Raw genomic sequence first — 18,472 nt, forward strand, 5'->3', positions numbered from 1 at the left:
GCTCCCCTCAGAACCGGAAATACAGGAAGGGCGAATAGGTCGCCGCCCCCACGGACAGGATGCACAGCACGAACAGCGCCGCCACCACGACGCTGTCGGCCAGCCCGTACAGGGCGCGGCGCAGATGCGGCGGCAGCCGCTTGGCTCCGGGCTGCGGCAGGCCGAACATGGCGAGCGGCCAGGCCAGCACCATGATGACGATCGTTACCGGCTGCAGATCGGCCAGCAGATTGATCGACAGCGGGCCCACCCCGTTCAGCCCGGCGAGGCCGGCGAACAGGTCCATCGCCTGCGGCAGGCTCTCCGCCCGGAACCAGACCCAGCCAGTGAGCACGACGAGGAGCACATAGGCATGGCCGACCACACGCGGCGCGGCGCGCAGGGCGGCGCCGAGGCGGGTGCGCTCCAGCACCAGGAAGGTGCCGTGATGCACGCCCCAGATGACGAAGGTCCAGCTCGCCCCGTGCCACAGGCCGCAGAGCAGGAACACGGTCCAGAGATTCAGGGCCGTGTGCACATGGCCGTGCCGGTTGCCGCCGAGCGGGATGTAGACATAGTCCCGGAACCAGCTCGACAGGCTCATATGCCAGCGGCGCCAGAAATCGGTGATCGAAAGCGCGCCATAGGGAAGGTTGAAATTGCGCGGGAATTTCAGCCCCATGGCCAGCGCGAGGCCGATCGCCATGTTGGAATAGCCGCCGAAGTCGAAATAGATCTGCAGCGCATAGGCGCAGACGCCGATCCACGCCTCGCCGAGATTGGGCGCGGTGGTGTTGTCGAACACCACGCTCACCAGTGGCGCCACCTCGTCGGCGATCAGCACCTTCCAGGACAGGCCGATGACGAAGATGCGCAGCCCCGCCGACACCCGCCCCAGCGTGGTGCGCCGCGCGCGGATGCGGTGGGCGATGGTGGAGTAGCGCACGATCGGGCCGGCCACCAACTGCGGGAACATGGTGATGTAGACCGCGATCTCCTCGAAGCGGCCATTGGCCCGCGCCTTCCCGCGGTAGATGTCGACGAGATAGGAAATGGCGTGGAAGGTGAAGAAGGAGATGCCGAGCGGCAGCGGCAGATGCACCACCGGAAGCTGGGCGGCGTCGGGCAGCAGGTGGTTGAGGTTCTCGGCGAGGAAGCCGGCATATTTGAAGGCGATGAGGCCGGCGAGATTGAGTGCCACCGCCAGCCCCAGCATCCGCAGGCGCCATGGCCCGGTGCGGGTGTCGATCAGCAAAGCGAGGCTGTAATTGGCGACGATGGAGACCGCCAGCACCACCACATTGGCGAGCCCGCCCCAGGCGTAGAACACCAGCGAGAAGGCGAGCAGCACGAGATTGCGCGCGCGCAGCCCCGGCGTCGCGAAATAGTAGATCAGGAACGCCGGCAGGAAATAGTAGAGAAAGGTGACGGACGAAAAAACCATGGGCTTCCGGCGGCGCCTGCGGACGAGGGGGTGGCCCTTCATACACGAAGATTCTTCGCCGGAAACATTTGGGTAGGGAGCGCGGCGCGGCAGCGGCGATCCGGCGCAAGCGGCAGGGCCGCGCGCCGTGCGGGACGGGGCTGCGTGCGCCCGCCGTTGACAGCCGCCGGGCGCGCGCGCCACATCAGCGGCAGTGAGCGCAGGAGAGATTATGCGTCCGGTTATCGGTGTGATCAGCGATGTGAAGGCCAGGGACGGGCATGTCGTCCATGGCGTCACCGAGAAGTATATCTATGCGGTGGCGCGCGGCGCCCAGGCGATGCCGGTGCTCATTCCCGGCACCATCTCGGCGGTGGATTCCGCCATGGCGCCGGAGCGGATCGTGGTCGACGAGATTCTCGCCGCCGTCGACGCGCTGTTCCTGCCCGGCAGCCCGTCCAATGTCGGCCCTCATCATTATGGCGACCTGCCGCACGACCCGCCGCTGCCGGCCGATCCGCACCGCGACGACATCTCGCTGCCGCTGATCCGTGCGGCGCTGGAACGCGGCGTGCCGCTGTTCGGCGTGTGCCGCGGGTTCCAGGAAATGAACGTCGCGCTCGGCGGCACGCTGTTCCAGAAGCTCTATGAACAGCCCGGCCGCTTCGACCATCGCGAGGATTCCAGTCTCGACATCGAAGGCCAGTACTCGCCCGCCCATGGGGTCGCGCTGACCGAAGGCGGCCTGCTGGCGAGCCTTGCCGGCGACACGACGTGGCGGGTGAACTCGCTGCACGGCCAGGGCGTGGCGACGCTGGCGCCAGGCGTGGCGGTGGAGGCGACGGCCGGGGACGGCACCATCGAGGCCTTCCGCGTGCCGGATTCGCCGGGCTTCAACATGGCGATCCAGTGGCACCCGGAATGGCGCTTCTGGGAGGACAGGCTCTCCAGCGGCATCTTCACCGCCTTCGGTGCCGCCGCACGCCTCGCCGCCGAGCGCCGGCGCGGCGGCGGCCGGCTGAAGGCGACGGGCTGAGGCCTCTCTACCCCAGCTGCGCCAGCAGATGGCCGATGCCGTCGCGAATATCGGCCTCGATGGCGCGGCGCAGCGCCGCCTCATCCCGGGCGCGCAGCGCGGCCAGCGCTTCGGCGTGGCGGTCGACGGGGTAGTGCGTCTCGAGGTCCGCCAGCGCCATGCGCATGAACGGGCCGATCTGCAGCCACACCGATTCGATCAGCGGCAGCAGCACATTGTCCGCCCGCCCGCCATAAAGCGCGCCGTGGAAGGCGAGATTGGTCTCGATCATCGCCTCGGTATCGGCGGCGGCCACCGCCGCGTCGGATTCGGCGTTGAGCGCGTCGAGCCTTGCGATGAAGGCGCTGTCCGCGACCGCGAGCGCGCGGGCCGCCGCCTCGGTCTCCAGCAGCGTGCGCGCCATCATCAGCTCCTCGAAGCGGCGCGCGGTCATTTCCGGCACGCGCACGCGGCGATTGTCGAGCAGCACCAGCGCGCGCTCGGCCACCAGCCGCCGCAGCGCCTCGCGCACCGGCATGGAGGACACGCCGAGTTCGTCCGCCAGCCCGCGGATCGTCACCGCCTTGCCGGGCGGAAAGCGGCCAGCCATGACCGAACGGCGCAGGCGCCGAAACACCCATTGCTGCAGCGTATCGCCGTCGAGACGGGGTTCCAGGGCGAGATCGAGCGGGGAAGATTCCATCGGTCCGTGGCACTTCGGGGAAGGTGGCGACGTGAGAATGTCAGCTTGCTGCGTTATATAGCCGGAATACGTTCGTGATCCTGCCGAAGATCGGGAGATTCCTGCCCATGGCCGCGCAATCCAACAGTCCTGCCGCCGTTTCCCCGCGCGCGGGCTACGAGATCGACCCGAAACTGCTGGAACTGCTGGTCTGCCCGGTCACCAAGGGGCCGCTCGACTATGACCGCACGGCGCAAGAACTCGTGTCGCGCGCCGCGCGTCTCGCCTACCCGATTCGCGACGGCATCCCGATCCTGCTGGCCGACGAGGCGCGGCAGCTGACCGAGGAAGAGGCGGCGCGCTGATCGCATTCTTTCTTTTGTCGCGTTTTCTTCACGCGAACCGGTATCCACTTCGCTCGAAAACGCTCTATAGCGCTTCCCCGCGCAAAAGGCGCGGGGCGCGCCCGCCAATGCCGGCGGCGTCGCGGATGAAGAAGCCCTTCAGCGCCGGCAGGCGCTCCACCAGCCCGAGGCCGACATCGCGCGCGAGCCGCACCGCGTCCGAGCGCAGGCCGAACAGCCGGTTCAGCCCATCGGTCGCCACGCCCATGGCCAGCGTGTCGAAGCGCCGCCAGCGCTGGTAGCGCTCCAGAACGTCCGGCCCGCCGATGTCGAGGCCGAGCCGGGCGGCGTCGGTCGCGGCTTCCGCCAGCGCCGCCACGTCGCGCAGCCCCATATTGATGCCCTGGCCGGCGATGGGATGGATGGTGTGGGCGGCATCGCCCACCAGAGCGAGCCGCTCGCCGATGAAGGAACGCGCCATCTGGAAGCCGAGCGGGAACGCCTTCGGCTCGTCGAGGATCTCGATCTCGCCCAGCTCCAGCCCGAAGCGCTGTTCCAGCTCGTCCAGCAGCAGCACGCGCGGCAGCTTCAGCAGGCGCGCGGCGGTGTCGGTCGCCTCGGTCCAGACGATGGAGCAGCGATTGCCGGTGAGGGGCAGCATGGCGAAGGGGCCGGCAGGCAGGAAATGCTCGATCGCCTTGCCTTCGTGCGGGCGCTCATGGCCGACCGTCATCACGATGGCGGACTGGTGATAGGACCAGCCCGTGACGCCGATGCCGGCCAGCGCCCGCAGCTTGGAGCGACCGCCATCGCAGGCGGCGAGCAGGGAACTGGTGGCCTCCGCGCCATCGGCGAGCCGCAGCGCGGTGCGGGCCGGGCCGGGGGTGAAGCCGGCGATGCGGGTGGGCAGCAGCGCGACGCCGCGTTCGCGGGCGAGCTCCGTCATCGCGTCCTGCAGCACGGCATTGGGCAGCATATGGGCGAAGGGTTCGCCCGGCTCCACCTCGCCGTCGAAGGAGAGGAACACCGGCCGGGCGGCATCGCCGAGCTTGGAATCCGTGATCTCCATCGCGAGGATCGGCTGGGCCTGCGCTTCCACCCGCTCCCACACGCCGAGCGCCTCGAACAGGCGGCGGGCGCCGGCGGCGATGGCGGAGGCGCGCAGATCCGTGCTGGCTGGCTGCGGCGCGGCGAAGGCCGGGTCGGCGACGGCGAGGCGGGCACTGTCTCCCAGCCCCTGCCGCAGCGCGAGCGCGAGGGTGAGCCCGGCAAGCCCGCCGCCGGCCATCACGGCATCATATCGCTGGTCCTGTTGACTCTGGTCCCGTTGCATGGCGCGCCGCCTCCGCTCTCGACCATCCGCGCATTGTGCGCGCTCCCTCCTATGCCTTAGCTAGACACCCCGGACAATGCGCCGGGGTGCCGCCCCCGTCTTGTCCCATTCCGCCCTGCCTGCCGTTCCGTCGCGATGAGGAGAAGCCCGCCCATGACCCAAAGCGCCGCCGAACTCGTCGCCCTGCTCGATCTGGAGCGGCTGGAGGACAATCTCTTCCGTGGTCTCAACCCGCCGGAATCCTGGCCGTTCCGCACCCGCGTCTTTGGCGGGCAGGTGCTGGCGCAGGCGCTGGTGGCCGCGCAGCGCACGGTGGAAGGGCTCGCCGCCCATTCCATGCACGCCTATTTCCTGCTCGCCGGCGATCCGAAGGTGCCGATCATCTACGATGTGGAGCGGGTGCGCGACGGGCGCAGCTTCGCCACGCGGCGGGCGGTGGCGATCCAGCACGGACGGCCGATCTTCATCATGTCGGTCTCGTTCCATCGCCAGGAGCCGGGGCTGGAACACCAGCTCGACCTCGACATGGCGGTGCCGCCGCCGGAGGAGGTGCCGGGCATCGGCGAACTGCCGGCCGAGGTAATCGCTACCCTGCCGGCGCCCGTGCTGGCCTATTGGCGCCGCCCGCGCCCGATCGAATTAAAGCCGGTGGGGCTCGGGGAAAAGCGCGTCGCGCCGCGCCGGGCGGTGTGGTTCCGCACCACGGGCCCGCTGCCCGACGCGGAAGGGCTGCACCAAGCCGTGCTCGCCTATGCCTCGGACATGACGCTCCTGGAAGCGACGACGACGCTGCACGGCACCAGCGTGCTCGGCGAGAACCTGCAGGTCGCCAGCCTCGACCACGCGCTGTGGCTGCACCGTCCCTTCCGCGCCGATGACTGGCTGCTCTATGCCCAGGACAGCCCCAGCGCCGCCGGCGCGCGCGGCTTGGCGCGCGGGCTGATCTATGACCGCGCCGGGCGCCTGGTCGCTTCGGTGGCGCAGGAAGGGCTGATCCGGCCGGTGCGGGCGCCTGCCGCACAGGCATCTGCCTAAAAATTAGCCGACTGATGGCGAATGTGGGGCGGTGACTCGGGAAGGGTCACTGCCCCGATCAAGAATTGAGCAATCCGGCGGCGTCGCGTGCGGGCAGGGCGGTGGCCACCGACGCGGCATCGGCCGGCGCCGGCCGGCGGCATTTCCACCGGAAGCGTTGATCCGCAACGGTTGGCACGCGAATTGATTCTCTCTCGCCGGCTGGATCGGCAGGTTGCGGAAAACAACCTCGGCGAGTCCGACATGAAACGCCCAGAACCCCGCCAGCGGTTCGGGGCCAAGCGGGGACAGAACCCATGAAGATCGTCATGGCTATCATCAAGCCCTTCAAGCTTGAGGAAGTCCGGGATGCGCTCACTGGCATTGGTGTGCACGGACTGACCGTTACGGAGGTCAAGGGATATGGCCGTCAGAAGGGCCACACCGAGATCTATCGCGGCGCGGAATACGCAGTGAGCTTCCTGCCCAAGCTCAAGATCGAGGTCGCCGTGGCGTCCGATCATGTTTCCAAGGTCATCGACGCGATTACCACCTCGGCCAAGACCGGCCAGATCGGCGACGGCAAGATCTTCGTCTACGCGATCGATCAGGCCGTGCGCATCCGCACCGGCGAAACCGACGCCGACGCCCTCTGAGCCTGCGTCACCGATCCCGATATTTTCCGATTGCGACGGAGCATTGAACCCATGACGACCAAGAATTGGATACGCGCGGGCCTGCCTGCGCTGGCGACGACGGCGCTGTTCGCGGCCGCCGCTTTCGCCCAGGACAACCCGGCCGCCGGCGCGGAAGCCACCGCCGAGGTCGCCGCCGCGGTCACCGTGGACAAGGGCGACATCACCTGGATGATGGTCTCCTCCATCCTCGTTCTGTTCATGACCGTGCCGGGCCTCGCCCTGTTCTATGGCGGCCTCGTGCGCGCCAAGAACATGCTCTCGGTCCTCATGCAGGTCACCGTCATCGCCGCCGTGATGATGCTGCTCTGGGTGTTCTACGGCTACTCGCTCGCCTTCACCTCCGGCAACGCCTTCATCGGCGGCTTCGAGAAGGCCTTCCTCGCCGGCGTCACCACGGAAAGCCTGGCCGACACCTTCTCCAAGGGCGTGAAGATTCCGGAATACATCTTCATCGTGTTCCAGATGACCTTCTCGGCCATCACCCCCGCGCTGATCATCGGCGCCTTCGCCGAGCGCATGAAGTTCTCGGCCATCGTGCTGTTCAGCATCCTCTGGGTGACCTTCGTCTACTACCCGATCGCCCACATGGTGTGGTTCTCGGAAGGCTACCTGTTCGCCATGGGCGCGCTCGACTTCGCCGGCGGCACCGTGGTGCACATCAATGCCGGTATTGCGGGCCTCGTCGGCTGCATCATCATCGGCAAGCGCACCGGCTACGGCAAGGAGCTGATGCCTCCCCACTCGCTGCCCTTCGCCATGGTCGGCGCCAGCGTCCTGTGGGTGGGCTGGTTCGGCTTCAACGCCGGCTCCAACCTTGAAGCCAATGCCGGCACCACGCTCGCCGTGATCAACACCTTCGTCGCCACCGCCGGCGCGATCGTCGGCTGGACGCTCATCGAGTGGCTGGCCAAGGGCAAGCCCTCCATGCTCGGCGCCATCTCCGGCATGGTCGCCGGCCTCGTCGCCATCACCCCGGCCGCCGGCCTTTCCGGCCCGCTCGGCGCGATCGTGCTCGGCTTCGTCGCCGCCATCATCTGCTTCTTCTTCTGCACCACGGTGAAGAACGCGCTCGGCTATGACGATAGCCTCGACGTGTTCGGCGTCCATGGCGTGGGCGGCATCGTCGGCGCCATCGGCACCGGCATCGTCGTCGCCCCGGCGCTCGGCGGCCCCGGCATCGCCGATTACGCGATGGGCCACCAGGTGTGGGTGCAGTTCCAGGCGGTGGCGGTGACCCTCGTGTGGGGCGGCATCGTCTCGGCGATCCTCTACTACGTGGTCAACGTCCTCATCGGGCTGCGTCCGTCGGTGGAGAAGGAGCGCGAGGGTCTCGACATCGTCGAGCACGGCGAGCGCGCCTATCACAGCTGATCGGAGCCTCCGGCTCCGCCGGGCGGCGCGTTCCGCGCGCCGTTTCCCGTCTCTCGATTGCGCAAGGCCCCGGCACTGCCGGGGCCTTTTCTTTGCCGGCGGCCCGGCGCTTTGCGCGCGCATGGTTAAGAACGCCTTTACCGCAGCCGGGCTATTGTGCCGGCAGAGGCCGCATTCCGTGGCCGAGGCGAGACCGATCCCGTGCCTGATGCCCTCTCCCCCGCTGCCGCCGCGACGCCGGCCACTGTCCCCGATCCGGGGCCGGCGGCGCGCTCGCCCTTCGTGCGGCTGACCGAGCTGCTCGCCGATCTCGCCCCGGGAAAGCCGGCGCTGAGCCTGGCGGTCGGGGAGCCGCGCCACGCCATGCCCGGTTTCGTCGGCGCGGTGCTGGCCGGCCATCTCGACGGCTTCGGCCGCTATCCCGCCGGCAAGGGCCTGCCGGAGTTCCGCCGCGCCGCCGCCGACTGGTTCGCCCGCCGCTACGCGCTGGCCCGCGCGCCCGATCCGGAGCGCGAGGTGCTGGTGCTCAACGGCTCGCGCGAGGGGCTGTTCTTCGCCGCGCTGATGGCGCGCCGGCTGCTCTCGCCGCAAAAGCGCGCCCGCATCGGCGCGGCCGAGCCCGCCGTGCTGCTGCCCAACCCGTTCTACGCCGCCTATGGCGCCGGGGCGGAAGCCGCCGGCTGCGCCAGTGTCGACCTGCCCTTGCCGCCGGATGGCGGCTGGCTGCCGGACCTCGACGCGCTGACCCCGGAACTGCTCGACCGTTCGGTCGCGCTCTATTTCGCCTCCCCGGCCAATCCGCAGGGCACCATCGCGCCGCGCGCCTATCTGGAGCGGCTGGTGGCGCTGTGCCGGGCGCATGAGGTGATGATTTTTGCCGACGAGTGCTATTCCGAGATCTGGCTGGGCGAGGCGCCGCCCACCGGCATTCTCGAAGTCGCCGGGCCGGATTTCACCGGGGTCGTCGCCTTCAATTCGCTGTCCAAGCGTTCCAGCCTGCCGGGGCTGCGCTGCGGCTTCTGCGCCGGCGAGGCGCGCTTCATCGAGGCCTTCGCCGATTTCCGCAATGTCGCCGCGCCGCAAGTGCCCGAGCCGCTGCAATGGGTCGGCATCGCCGCGCTGGCCGACGAGGCGCATGTGGCGGCGAGCCGCGACCTCTACAAGGCGAAGTTCGACATCGCCGATGAGGTGCTGACCGGCCATTTCGACTATCAGCGGCCGGATGGCGGCTTCTTCCTCTGGCTGAACGTCGCCGGGCTGCGCACCGGCCGGCACAGCGCCGGCGAGGAAGCGGCGCGGCTTCTGTGGCAGCGCGAGGGGCTGCGCACCGTGCCGGGCGGCTATCTCTGCCGCGGCGACGCGCAGGGGCGCAATCCCGGCGCCGACTATCTGCGCATCGCGCTGGTGCAGGACCTTGAGACGACGCGGGAGGCGCTGCCGCGCCTTCTGGCCGGTCTGTCCTGAGCGAGGCGAGGCGTTTGGCGAGGCGGGGCAAGGAGACGGGGCGGGACATGGGGACGCAGACGACGATGCGGACGCCTCGGCTGGAGGCCGCTCCGTCCCGTGCCGCCCGGCCGCGATCCCGGCCGGAGGGCACCGGCAAGGGCGGGGCTGGCCCACGGGCGCACCGGGCCGGCGCCTCCGCGCCGGGTGGCTTCCTGCCTGAGGAGGTGCGCGGCGCCCTTTCCCGCCGCACGGCGGAGCTGATCGGCCTTGCCTGGCTGAGCCTGTGCGCGCTGATGCTGCTGGCGCTGGCGACCTGGTCGGCCGACGATCCCAGCCTCAGCCGTTCCAGCGCCGCCGCGCCGTCCAATCTGCTGAGCCTTCCCGGCGCGATCTTCGCCGATGTGATGATGCAGCTTTTCGGCGTCGCCGCCCTGGCGGTGGTGCTGCCCATGGGCATATGGGGCTGGCTGCTGCTGACCCATCGCCATCCCGGCCGGCTGCGGGCGCGGCTGATCGCGCTGGTGGCGGGAATCGTCTTCGCCTCCGGCTTCGCCGCCTGCCTGCCGCGCTTCGGCGGCTGGCCGCTGCCGAGCGGGCTCGGCGGCGTGCTGGGCGAATTCGTGCTCGCCGTGCCGGCGGCGTTGCGCGCAAGCTGGCTGACCAGCGCCGATTACGCCGTGGTCGGCGTTGTCTGCCTCATCGGCGCCGCGCTCACCCTGCCGCTGGCGGTCGGGTTCGGGCTGCGGGCCGAGCCGGAGGAAGCGCAGGACGACCCGCGCCGCGCGCCTGCGAGCTTCGAGGATGACGAACCGGGCTGGCTCGCCTTCCTGCTCGGCATGATGACCCATGGCGTGCTGTCGCTGAAGGCGCGCTTCGCCCCCGGCGCCGCCCGCCGCCCGCGCCCCGCGCGCGGCCTCGCCGAGCGGCTGCGCGAAAGCGTCGGCTTTGGCGGCCCGGAGGAGGACGATTTCGCAACCCTGCGCGCCGGCCGGCACGAGCCGAGCTTCGGCCGGCGCGAGACGTTCGATGAGGAGGAGGATGTCGCCGGCTTCGAAAGCGCCGATGACGACCTGCCCGACGCGCTGGACGAGGCCTTTGCCGCGCCCCCGCCGCCGCCGGTGCCGCGCGCCGCCAAGCGCCCGCCGCCGCTGCGCTCGATCCGGGGCGGGCGTGCCGCGCTGGAGGAACAGCGCCGGCGCTACGCCATGCCGGGGCTCGACCTGCTGTCGCCGCCGCCGCCGCGCGGCGGCCCCGCGCTCTCGCGCGAGGCGCTGGACCAGAACGCGCGCGATCTCGAAGGCGTGCTCGACGATTTCGGCGTGCGCGGCGCCATCGTCAATGCGCGCCCTGGCCCTGTCGTGACGCTGTACGAGCTGGAGCCGGCGCCCGGCATCAAGTCGAGCCGCGTCATCGGCCTTGCTGACGACATCGCCCGCTCGATGAGCGCGATTTCCGCCCGCGTGGCGGTGATCCCCGGCAAGAACGCCATCGGCATCGAACTGCCCAACCCTAAGCGCGACAAGGTGCTGCTGCGCGAGATCCTCGTCGCCCGCGACTTCGGCGAGGCGGCGCACAAGCTCGCCATCGCGCTGGGGAAGACCATTGGCGGTGAGCCGGTCATCGTCGATCTCGCCCGCATGCCGCACCTGCTGGTCGCCGGCACAACCGGCTCGGGCAAGTCGGTGGCGATCAACACGATGATCCTCAGCCTGCTCTACCGGATGCGGCCGGAGCAGTGCCGGCTGATCATGATCGACCCGAAGATGCTGGAGCTGTCGATCTATGACGGCATCCCCCATCTGCTCACCCCCGTCGTCACCGACCCGAAAAAGGCGGTGGTGGCGCTGAAATGGGCGGTGCGCGAGATGGAGGAGCGCTACCGCAAGATGTCGAAGGTCGGCGTGCGCAGCATTGACGGCTTCAACGCCCGCATCGCCGAGGCGCAGGCCAAGGGCGAGCAGATCGTGCGCACCGTGCAGACCGGCTTCGACAAGGAGACGGGCGAAGCCATCTATGAGCGCGAGGAAATGGACCTCTCGCCCATCCCCTATATCGTCGTGGTGGTCGACGAGATGGCCGATTTGATGATGGTGGCGGGCAAGGAAATCGAGGGCGCCATCCAGCGTCTCGCCCAGATGGCCCGCGCCGCCGGCATCCATCTCATCATGGCGACGCAACGCCCCTCCGTGGATGTCATCACCGGCACCATCAAGGCCAATTTCCCGACCCGCATTTCCTTCCAGGTCACCTCGAAGATCGACAGCCGCACCATTCTCGGCGAGATGGGCGCGGAGCAGCTGCTCGGCCAGGGCGACATGCTCTACATGGCCGGCGGCGGGCGCATCTCCCGCGTCCACGGCCCCTTCGTCTCCGACCAGGAAGTGGAGCGCATCGTCGAGCACCTGAAGGCGCAAGGCGCCCCCGACTATCTCGACGAGGTGACGATTGACCTCGATGGCGAGGGCGAGGACGGCGCCGTGTTCGACAAGAGCGGCATGGGCGCGGAGGAGGGGGGCGACCTCTATTCCCAGGCGGTGGCGGTGGTGATGCGCGACAAGAAGTGCTCCACCTCCTATATCCAGCGCCGGCTGCAGATCGGCTATAACCGCGCCGCCTCGCTGGTCGAGCGCATGGAGCGCGAGGGGCTGGTCGGCCCGGCCAACCATGCCGGCAAGCGCGAAATCCTATCCGAAGGCGGCGGGGAGGGCTATTGAGCCGATGACGGCCGCCGCTCCCGCACCTGTGTTTCCCCCCGTCGCTGACGCAGCGTCCGGGCCACAGGATCGCCACAGCGGCGCGCTACCCGCAGCCCTGACACCGACATGTGCACGAGGCCCGCGCGCCCTGTGCCGCGCCCGACGTGCTCCAGCGAGATGTGCCCCATGCGCTCCATGATCCGTATCTGCGCCGCCGCCCTGCTGCTCCTGCCGGCGGGCCTCGCCCTGGCGCAGGTGCCGCCGCCGCCCTTCGCGCCGGTGCCGCCGAAGAAGCCGGCGTCGATGCGCACCGCCCAGGCCGGCCCGGCCGCGGGCGCGGATTCCGGCATCCAGGTCGCGGCGGTGGCCAACCAGCGCGCGGCGGCGGAGACGGTCCAGCGCATCAACGACTATTTCAACAGCTTCAAGACGATGATCGGCGACTTCGTCCAGGTCGATCCCGACGGCACGCGCCAGCAGGGCCAGTTCTACATCCTCAAGCCCGGCCGGGTGCTGTTCGAATATGAGGCGCCGAGCCGGATCGAGCTGGTGGCGGACGGGCGCTCGGTGGCGGTGCGCGACAAGAAGCTGAAGACGCAGGACATCACCCCGCTCTCGGCGACGCCGCTGCGCTTCCTGCTGTCGGAGAACTTCAACCTCGCCCGCAACGCCAATGTCACCGGCGTCTACCAGGACGACATCTTCGCTACCGTGGTGATCGAGGAAAAGCAGCCCATGGTCGGCACCTATCGGCTGATGATCATGTTCGACGCCAAGACCATGCAGCTCAAGCAGTGGACTGTCACCGACCCGCAGGGCTACGACACCACGGTCGCGGTTTCCAACCTCGACACCTCCCAGCGCCCGGACCCGATGATGTTTGTCATCAACCGCTGAGGCGGGCAGCAGACTGGGGAGCTGCGCACAGCGCCCTTAAGCCTAGGGATGAGGGGCGGAGACGCAGACACGCGCGCGGCAGACTCCCCTTCCCGGCAAAATGCTCTAGTGTCGCCGCCGATTCCCGCCCCTCGACAGGTCTCCTCGCTTTGACGCTCTCCATCGCCACCTGGAACATCAATTCGGTGCGCCTGCGCATCGGGCTCGTCGCCAAGCTCGCCGAGGAACACCAGCCGGATGTCATCTGCCTGCAGGAGACCAAGACGCCGGATGACCGCTTTCCACTGAAGGAGGCGGCAAAGTTCGGCTATCCCCACGCCGCCATTCACGGACAGAAGGGCTATCACGGCGTCGCCATCCTCTCGAAGCGGCCCTTCGAGGCGGTGAGCCGGCAAGGCTTCTGCGACATGGGCGATGCGCGGCACATTTCGGTGGTGCTTGGCCGCGAGGCCGGTCTTTCCGCGCCGCTCACCATCCATAATTTCTACATCCCCGCCGGCGGCGATATTCCCGACCCTGACGTGAACGAGAAGTTCCGCCACAAGCTCGCCTTCCTCGATGAGGCGACCGCCTGGGAGCATCTGCACCCGCAGGACCCCGCCGCGCGCTCGGTGCTGGTGGGCGATCTCAACATCGCGCCGCTGGAAGCGGATGTGTGGAGCCACAAGCAGCTTCTCGACGTGGTCAGCCACACGCCGATCGAGGTAGAGAAGCTGGAACGGCTGCAGGCGGCGGGAAACTGGGTGGATGTGATGCGCAATTTCATCCCGCCGCAGGAGAAGCTCTTCACCTGGTGGAGCTACCGCGCCGCCGACTGGGCGGCTTCCAATCGCGGCCGCCGGCTCGACCATGTGTGGGCGACCCCGGCGCTGGCGCCGACCGCGCGCGCACTCACCGTGCTACGCGAGGCGCGCGGCTGGGAGCGGCCTTCCGACCATGTGCCCGTGATCGCCACTTTCGACGCCTGACGGCGGCGACGCGCCTGCGCGGCGGGCCTCGCCTTTCCGCAAGCGGCGTTATAGGTTGCGCCTGAACCCGATCCGACCCAGCCGAGGAAGCCTCCTTGTCCCGCGCTCTCTCCCGCCTGTGCCGCACCTTCGCTCTCACGCTCGCGCTCGGTGGCGCGCTGGCGCTGGGCGGCTGTGGCGTGAAAGGCCCGCTGGAGCCGCCGCCCGGTTCGCCGCAGGCGCAGCCCGGGCCGGACGGCAAGGTGCCGAAAGATACCGGCCCGGTGAAGCCGAAACAGCCTTTCATCCTCGACGGCCTGCTCTGACCACCGAAGCGCCATGCACCATTTCGCCTATCGTGACGGCATCCTCCATGCGGAGGATGTGAGCCTTGTCGATATCGCCCGCGCGGTCGGCACGCCGTTCTATGCCTATTCCACGGCGACGCTGGAACGGCACCACCGCGTGTTCACCGACGCCTTCGCCGATATGCGCACCACGCTGTGCTACGCGGTCAAGGCCAATTCCAACCAGGCGGTGATCCGCACCTTCGCCAAGCTCGGCGCGGGGGCGGACATCGTCTCGGGCGGCGAATTGAAGCGCGCGCTGGCGGCGGGCGTGGAGCCGCACAAGATCGTGTTCTCCGGTGTCGGCAAGACCCGCGAGGAAATGGCGGCGGCGCTCGATGCCGGCATCATGTGCTTCAATGTCGAGAGTGAGCCGGAATTGCTCACCCTCTCGGAAGTCGCGGTGAGCCACGGGGTGGCGGCGCCGATCTCGATCCGCGTCAACCCGGATGTGGATGCCAAGACCCACCACAAGATCTCCACCGGCAAGTCCGACAACAAGTTCGGCATTCCGGTGTCGCGGGCGCGCGAGGTCTATCGCCATGCGGCCGCCCTGCCGGGGCTGCGCATCACCGGCGTCGACATGCATATCGGCAGCCAGATCACCGATCTCGGCCCGTTCGACAATGCCACCGCGCTGCTGGTGGAACTCGCCCGCGACCTGATGGCCGAGGGCCATCCGCTCACCCATCTCGATCTCGGCGGCGGGCTCGGCGTGCCCTATGTCGCCGGCGAGGCGGAGCCGCCGCTGCCGTCGGCCTATGCGGCGCTGGTCAAGCGGCACACGCATAATCTTGGCCTCGGCCTCGTCTTCGAGGTCGGGCGCATGCTGGTGGCCAATGCCGGCATCCTCGTCGCCCGCGTGCTCTATGTGAAGGAAGGCGAGGGCAAGCACTTCGTCATCGTCGACGCGGCGATGAACGATCTGATCCGCCCGACGCTCTATGACGCGCATCACGAAATCTTGCCCGTGCGCCAGGCGGTACCCGGCGAGGGGCAGATGGTCGCGGATGTCGTGGGCCCGGTGTGCGAATCCGGCGATTTCCTGGCGTTGGGGCGGCGCCTGCCGGGGCTGAAGGCGGGCGATCTCATCGCCGTCATGACCGCCGGCGCCTATGGTGCGGTGCAGGCCTCCACCTACAACACCCGCGCGCTGGTGCCGGAAGTGCTGGCGCGGGGCGGGGAATTCGCGGTCGTGCGTCCGCGCGTCGAGGTGGATGAGCTGATCGCGCTCGACCGGATTCCCGGCTGGCTGGCCTGAAGCCGGCCGGGCCTTCCGTCCCTCGGGCCGCCGCACCCGCTCACAAGGTGATGATGGGCTGAGCCTGCCCGTTCCGGCGGCAGGACTGGCGCGCCCGCCTCGCCATGTTAAGGTGACCTTGGGGCTGGTGTGGACCTGAGAGCGTCGGAGGTCGGCCGCGTGACGGCAACACCGGATGGAACGGAAGGCGAGGGCCGCCCGGCGGCGGAGGTGAATCCGCGTGCTGAGCGGGCGCGGGCGGACACCCGGCCGAGCGAGCAGCGCCCGACCGAGCTGCGCGCCACCGAGGAGCGCATGGGCGCGGCGCTGCGGCGCGCGCGCGGCGTGCTGCTGTGGGAGCGGGTCTGGCCGGCCATCGTCGCCGTCGCGGCGGCGCTCGGCGTGTTCCTCATCGCCTCCTGGCTCGGCCTGTGGCTGGCACTGCCGCCGCTCGGCCGCATCATCGGCCTCGCTCTCTTCGCCGCCCTGTTCGCCCTGGCACTGGTGCCGGCCTTCCGAATCCGCCCGCCCTCCGCCGGCGAGGCGCTGTCGCGGCTCGACCGCGAGAGCCATCTGCCGCACCGGCCGGCCACCGCCCTGTCCGACCATCTCGCCTCCAAGCCCGACGATCCCGTCGGCGCCGCGCTGTGGCGGGCGCATCTGGCGCGAATGGCGGCGCAGATCGGCAGCCTGCGCGTCGGCATGCCCGCGCCGGGCGTCGCCGCCCGCGATGGGCGGGCGCTGCGGGCGCTGGTGCTGCTGGGCGTGATCGCCACCTTCTTCATGGTGCCGGGCGAGCATCTGCGCCGTATCGCCTCCGCCTTCGACTGGGCGGAGCTGGTGCCGCCCAAGCCTTACCGCGTGGACGCCTGGGTGACGCCGCCCGGCTATACCGGCCGCGCGCCCATCCTGCTGCCGGGCCTGCGCTCGCAGGAAGTGGCGCAGGGAACGGCGGCCGCACCGCTGGATGCCGGCGGCACCTTTGAAGCGAGCGCGATGACCGTGCCGGCCGGCAGCGAGCTGGTGGTGCGCATCATCGGCCTCGCCGATGCAAAGCTGGTGACGCAGGGCGGCCTCGCGGCCGCCGCGCCTCGGGAAGGCGAGGCGCCGGTGCCTACGACGGGCGCGGCACCCTCTGCCTCCGCTCCCCCTTCCGCTGCCACCCCGACGGCGGCGGCTTCAGGTGACGAGCGGCGCTTCGTCATCGCCGCCGATGGCAGCGCCCGCATCGAGGCGCCGGACGGGCGCTTCGTCTCCTGGCATTTCCGCGCCCAGCCGGATGCGCCGCCGACCATCGAACTGACCAAGGAGCCGCAGGCCTCCGGCAACAACGCGCTGTCGCTGAGCTACAAGGCCGAGGATGATTACGGCATCGCCAGCGCCGAGGCGCGCTTCACCGCCCTGCCGCCGGCCCCGCCGCTGCACGCGTTGAAGAATGCGCCGGCGCCCGCCGCGCCGCGTCCGCTGGTGGACGCGCCGAATTTTCCGCTGCCGCTGGTCGGCGGGCGCTCCCGCGCGGCGACCGGGCAGACCACCAAGGACTTCACCGAGAATCCCTGGGCCGGCACGAAGGTGGAAATGGTGCTGGTGGCGCGCGACCAGGCCGGCAATGTCGGCCAGTCCAAGCCGCGCAGCTTCACCCTGCCGCAGCGCAGTTTCTCCAACCCGCTGGCGCGGGCGCTGATCGAGGAGCGGCGCCTGCTGGCGCTCGACGCCAATGAGCGCGAGCGGGTGCAGGCGGCGCTCGACGCGCTCGCCATCGCGCCGGAAGTGTTCACGCCTGAACCCTCGCAGTATATGGGCCTGCGCACCGCCTATTTCCGCCTCGCCAATGCCCGCAGCGACGAGGATCTGCGCGGCGTGGTCGACTATCTCTGGGAAGTCGCCGTCCGCATCGAGGATGGCGACCTCTCCGATGTCGAGAAGCGGCTGCGCGACGCCCAGCAGGCCCTGCAGAACGCGCTGGAGAACAACGCCTCCGAGGAGGAGATCGCGCGGCTGACGCAGGAACTGCGCGACGCCATGAACGAGTTCATGAAGGCGCTCGCCGAGGAGGCGCAGCGCAACCCGAACCGCGCCGACAACCAGCCGATGGACCCCAACACCCGCACGGTCCGTCCGCAGGACCTGCAAAAGATGCTTGACCGCATCGAGGACATGGCGAAGAACGGCGCCCGCGACGCGGCCAGGCAGATGCTGAGCGAGCTGCAGAACATGCTGAACGGCCTGCAGGCCGGGCGACAGCAGCAGCGCCAGCAGCAGGGGCAGAGCCAGATGTCCCAGTCCATGGACCAGCTCGGCGACATGATCCGCCGCCAGCAGCAGCTGCGCGACCGCACCTTCAAGGAAGGGCGCGAGGGCCAGCAGGACCAAGCGTTCAACGAGTTGAAGCAGAATCAGGAGCAGTTGCGCGAGCAGCTGCGCCAGCTGCGCGAGAAGATGCAGCAGGCCATGCGCGACCGGGGCCAGCAGGGCCAGCAAGGTGAGGGTCAGCAGGGGCAAGGTCAGCAAGGCCAGCAGCAGGGCCAGGACGGCGAGGGCCAGCCGGGGCAGGGTCAACAGGGCCAGCAGGGACGCGGCCAGGGTCAAGGGCAGGGTCAGGGCATACCGGGCGACGGTGGTCTCGGTCAGGCCGAACAGGCGATGCGCGAGGCCGAACAGGCGCTGGGCGAGGGCGACGGCACCGGCGCGGTGGACGCCCAGAGCGAGGCGCTGCAGGCGCTGCGCCGTGGTGCCCAGCAGATGGCCGAGGCGATGCAGCAACAGCAGGGCGGTCCCGGCGGCGAGGGGCCGGGCGGCCCGTCCGGCCAGACCGCCGAGCGCACCGACCCGCTGGGCCGGCCGATGCGCTCGCGCGACTATGGCGACGACAACACGGTGAAGGTGCCGGAAGAGATCGACATGCAGCGCGCCCGCCGCGTTCTGGAAGAACTACGCCGTCGCTTCGGCGAGCCCGACCGGCCGCGCCTCGAACTTGATTATCTGGAACGGCTGCTGCGCGACTTCTGAGGTCGGTCCGTCATCCCGGAACGGCCGCAGG

15 protein-coding genes are annotated in these 18,472 nt (G+C 69.6%); 12 read left to right on the top strand and 3 right to left on the bottom strand.

All coding sequences use genetic code 11. The annotated features are described in order from the left end of the window. Positions 1-7: 7 nt before the first annotated feature. A complete protein-coding gene (locus K9D25_RS07500) occupies positions 8-1,423 on the bottom strand; it encodes an MBOAT family O-acyltransferase (RefSeq protein ID WP_244450236.1) in 1,416 nt (471 codons plus the stop codon). Positions 1,424-1,634: 211 nt separating this feature from the next. Between K9D25_RS07500 and K9D25_RS07505 the strand changes: the two genes are divergently transcribed. Beyond that, a complete protein-coding gene (locus K9D25_RS07505; protein WP_244450237.1) occupies positions 1,635-2,438 on the top strand; it encodes a gamma-glutamyl-gamma-aminobutyrate hydrolase family protein in 804 nt (267 codons plus the stop codon). Between the two features lie 7 nt (positions 2,439-2,445). On the opposite strand, the gene K9D25_RS07510 is transcribed toward K9D25_RS07505, so the two are convergent. Then, a complete protein-coding gene (locus tag K9D25_RS07510) occupies positions 2,446-3,120 on the bottom strand; it encodes a GntR family transcriptional regulator (RefSeq protein ID WP_244450238.1) in 675 nt (224 codons plus the stop codon). 107 nt (positions 3,121-3,227) lie between these two features. Here K9D25_RS07510 and K9D25_RS07515 point away from each other — a divergent pair, with 107 nt between their 5' ends. Further along, entirely contained in the window at positions 3,228-3,464 is a 237-nt protein-coding gene (locus K9D25_RS07515; protein ID WP_244450818.1) for a Trm112 family protein, read from the top strand. A 64-nt stretch (positions 3,465-3,528) separates the two neighbouring features. Here the strand turns inward: K9D25_RS07515 and K9D25_RS07520 are convergent, their stop codons facing one another. Beyond that, entirely contained in the window at positions 3,529-4,776 is a 1,248-nt protein-coding gene (locus K9D25_RS07520) for a ubiquinone biosynthesis hydroxylase (protein WP_244450239.1), read from the bottom strand. 153 nt (positions 4,777-4,929) lie between these two features. Between K9D25_RS07520 and K9D25_RS07525 the strand changes: the two genes are divergently transcribed. The 10 genes from K9D25_RS07525 (at position 4,930) to K9D25_RS07570 (ending at position 18,441) form a co-directional block, all read left to right on the top strand. Then, positions 4,930-5,811: an acyl-CoA thioesterase gene (locus tag K9D25_RS07525; RefSeq protein WP_244450240.1), complete on the top strand. Its 882-nt coding sequence runs from the start codon at positions 4,930-4,932 to the stop codon at positions 5,809-5,811. A 296-nt stretch (positions 5,812-6,107) separates the two neighbouring features. Next, positions 6,108-6,446 carry a P-II family nitrogen regulator gene (locus tag K9D25_RS07530; RefSeq protein WP_244450241.1) on the top strand — a complete coding sequence of 113 codons (339 nt, stop codon included), beginning with the start codon at positions 6,108-6,110 and terminating at the stop codon, positions 6,444-6,446. Between the two features lie 51 nt (positions 6,447-6,497). Next, on the top strand, positions 6,498-7,859 hold the full coding sequence (locus tag K9D25_RS07535; RefSeq protein WP_244450242.1) for an ammonium transporter: 1,362 nt from the start codon (positions 6,498-6,500) through the stop codon (positions 7,857-7,859). A 201-nt stretch (positions 7,860-8,060) separates the two neighbouring features. Next, the gene (locus K9D25_RS07540; protein ID WP_244450243.1) at positions 8,061-9,323 is read left to right on the top strand and encodes an aminotransferase class I/II-fold pyridoxal phosphate-dependent enzyme; all 1,263 of its coding nucleotides are present in this window, start codon (positions 8,061-8,063) and stop codon (positions 9,321-9,323) included. A 47-nt stretch (positions 9,324-9,370) separates the two neighbouring features. Next, complete coding sequence (locus K9D25_RS07545; RefSeq protein WP_244450244.1) at positions 9,371-12,019, top strand: DNA translocase FtsK; 2,649 nt, start codon at positions 9,371-9,373, stop codon at positions 12,017-12,019. Between the two features lie 168 nt (positions 12,020-12,187). Then, entirely contained in the window at positions 12,188-12,898 is a 711-nt protein-coding gene (locus K9D25_RS07550) for an outer-membrane lipoprotein carrier protein LolA (RefSeq protein WP_244450245.1), read from the top strand. 149 nt (positions 12,899-13,047) lie between these two features. Continuing rightward, on the top strand, positions 13,048-13,866 hold the full coding sequence (locus K9D25_RS07555; RefSeq protein WP_244450246.1) for an exodeoxyribonuclease III: 819 nt from the start codon (positions 13,048-13,050) through the stop codon (positions 13,864-13,866). 95 nt (positions 13,867-13,961) lie between these two features. Continuing rightward, positions 13,962-14,171: an LPS translocon maturation chaperone LptM gene (gene lptM, locus K9D25_RS07560; protein WP_244450247.1), complete on the top strand. Its 210-nt coding sequence runs from the start codon at positions 13,962-13,964 to the stop codon at positions 14,169-14,171. Between the two features lie 13 nt (positions 14,172-14,184). Next, complete coding sequence (lysA, locus tag K9D25_RS07565; protein WP_244450248.1) at positions 14,185-15,453, top strand: diaminopimelate decarboxylase; 1,269 nt, start codon at positions 14,185-14,187, stop codon at positions 15,451-15,453. 159 nt (positions 15,454-15,612) lie between these two features. Then, on the top strand, positions 15,613-18,441 hold the full coding sequence (locus K9D25_RS07570) for a TIGR02302 family protein (protein ID WP_244450249.1): 2,829 nt from the start codon (positions 15,613-15,615) through the stop codon (positions 18,439-18,441). The last annotated feature ends 31 nt before the right edge of the window (positions 18,442-18,472 follow it).

Origin of the sequence: Ancylobacter polymorphus (genome assembly GCF_022836935.1) — a bacterium.
In the GTDB taxonomy this organism is placed as follows: Bacteria; Pseudomonadota; Alphaproteobacteria; order Rhizobiales; family Xanthobacteraceae; genus Ancylobacter; species Ancylobacter polymorphus_A.

Coding starts and splice junctions, on each gene's coding strand:
- K9D25_RS07500 (WP_244450236.1), bottom strand. CDS start 1,423: ATGGTTTTTTCGTCCGTCACCTTTCTCTACTATTTCCTGCCGGCGTTC.
- K9D25_RS07505 (WP_244450237.1), top strand. CDS start 1,635: ATGCGTCCGGTTATCGGTGTGATCAGCGATGTGAAGGCCAGGGACGGG.
- K9D25_RS07510 (WP_244450238.1), bottom strand. CDS start 3,120: ATGGAATCTTCCCCGCTCGATCTCGCCCTGGAACCCCGTCTCGACGGC.
- K9D25_RS07515 (WP_244450818.1), top strand. CDS start 3,228: ATGGCCGCGCAATCCAACAGTCCTGCCGCCGTTTCCCCGCGCGCGGGC.
- K9D25_RS07520 (WP_244450239.1), bottom strand. CDS start 4,776: ATGCAACGGGACCAGAGTCAACAGGACCAGCGATATGATGCCGTGATG.
- K9D25_RS07525 (WP_244450240.1), top strand. CDS start 4,930: ATGACCCAAAGCGCCGCCGAACTCGTCGCCCTGCTCGATCTGGAGCGG.
- K9D25_RS07530 (WP_244450241.1), top strand. CDS start 6,108: ATGAAGATCGTCATGGCTATCATCAAGCCCTTCAAGCTTGAGGAAGTC.
- K9D25_RS07535 (WP_244450242.1), top strand. CDS start 6,498: ATGACGACCAAGAATTGGATACGCGCGGGCCTGCCTGCGCTGGCGACG.
- K9D25_RS07545 (WP_244450244.1), top strand. CDS start 9,371: ATGGGGACGCAGACGACGATGCGGACGCCTCGGCTGGAGGCCGCTCCG.
- K9D25_RS07550 (WP_244450245.1), top strand. CDS start 12,188: ATGCGCTCCATGATCCGTATCTGCGCCGCCGCCCTGCTGCTCCTGCCG.
- lysA (WP_244450248.1), top strand. CDS start 14,185: ATGCACCATTTCGCCTATCGTGACGGCATCCTCCATGCGGAGGATGTG.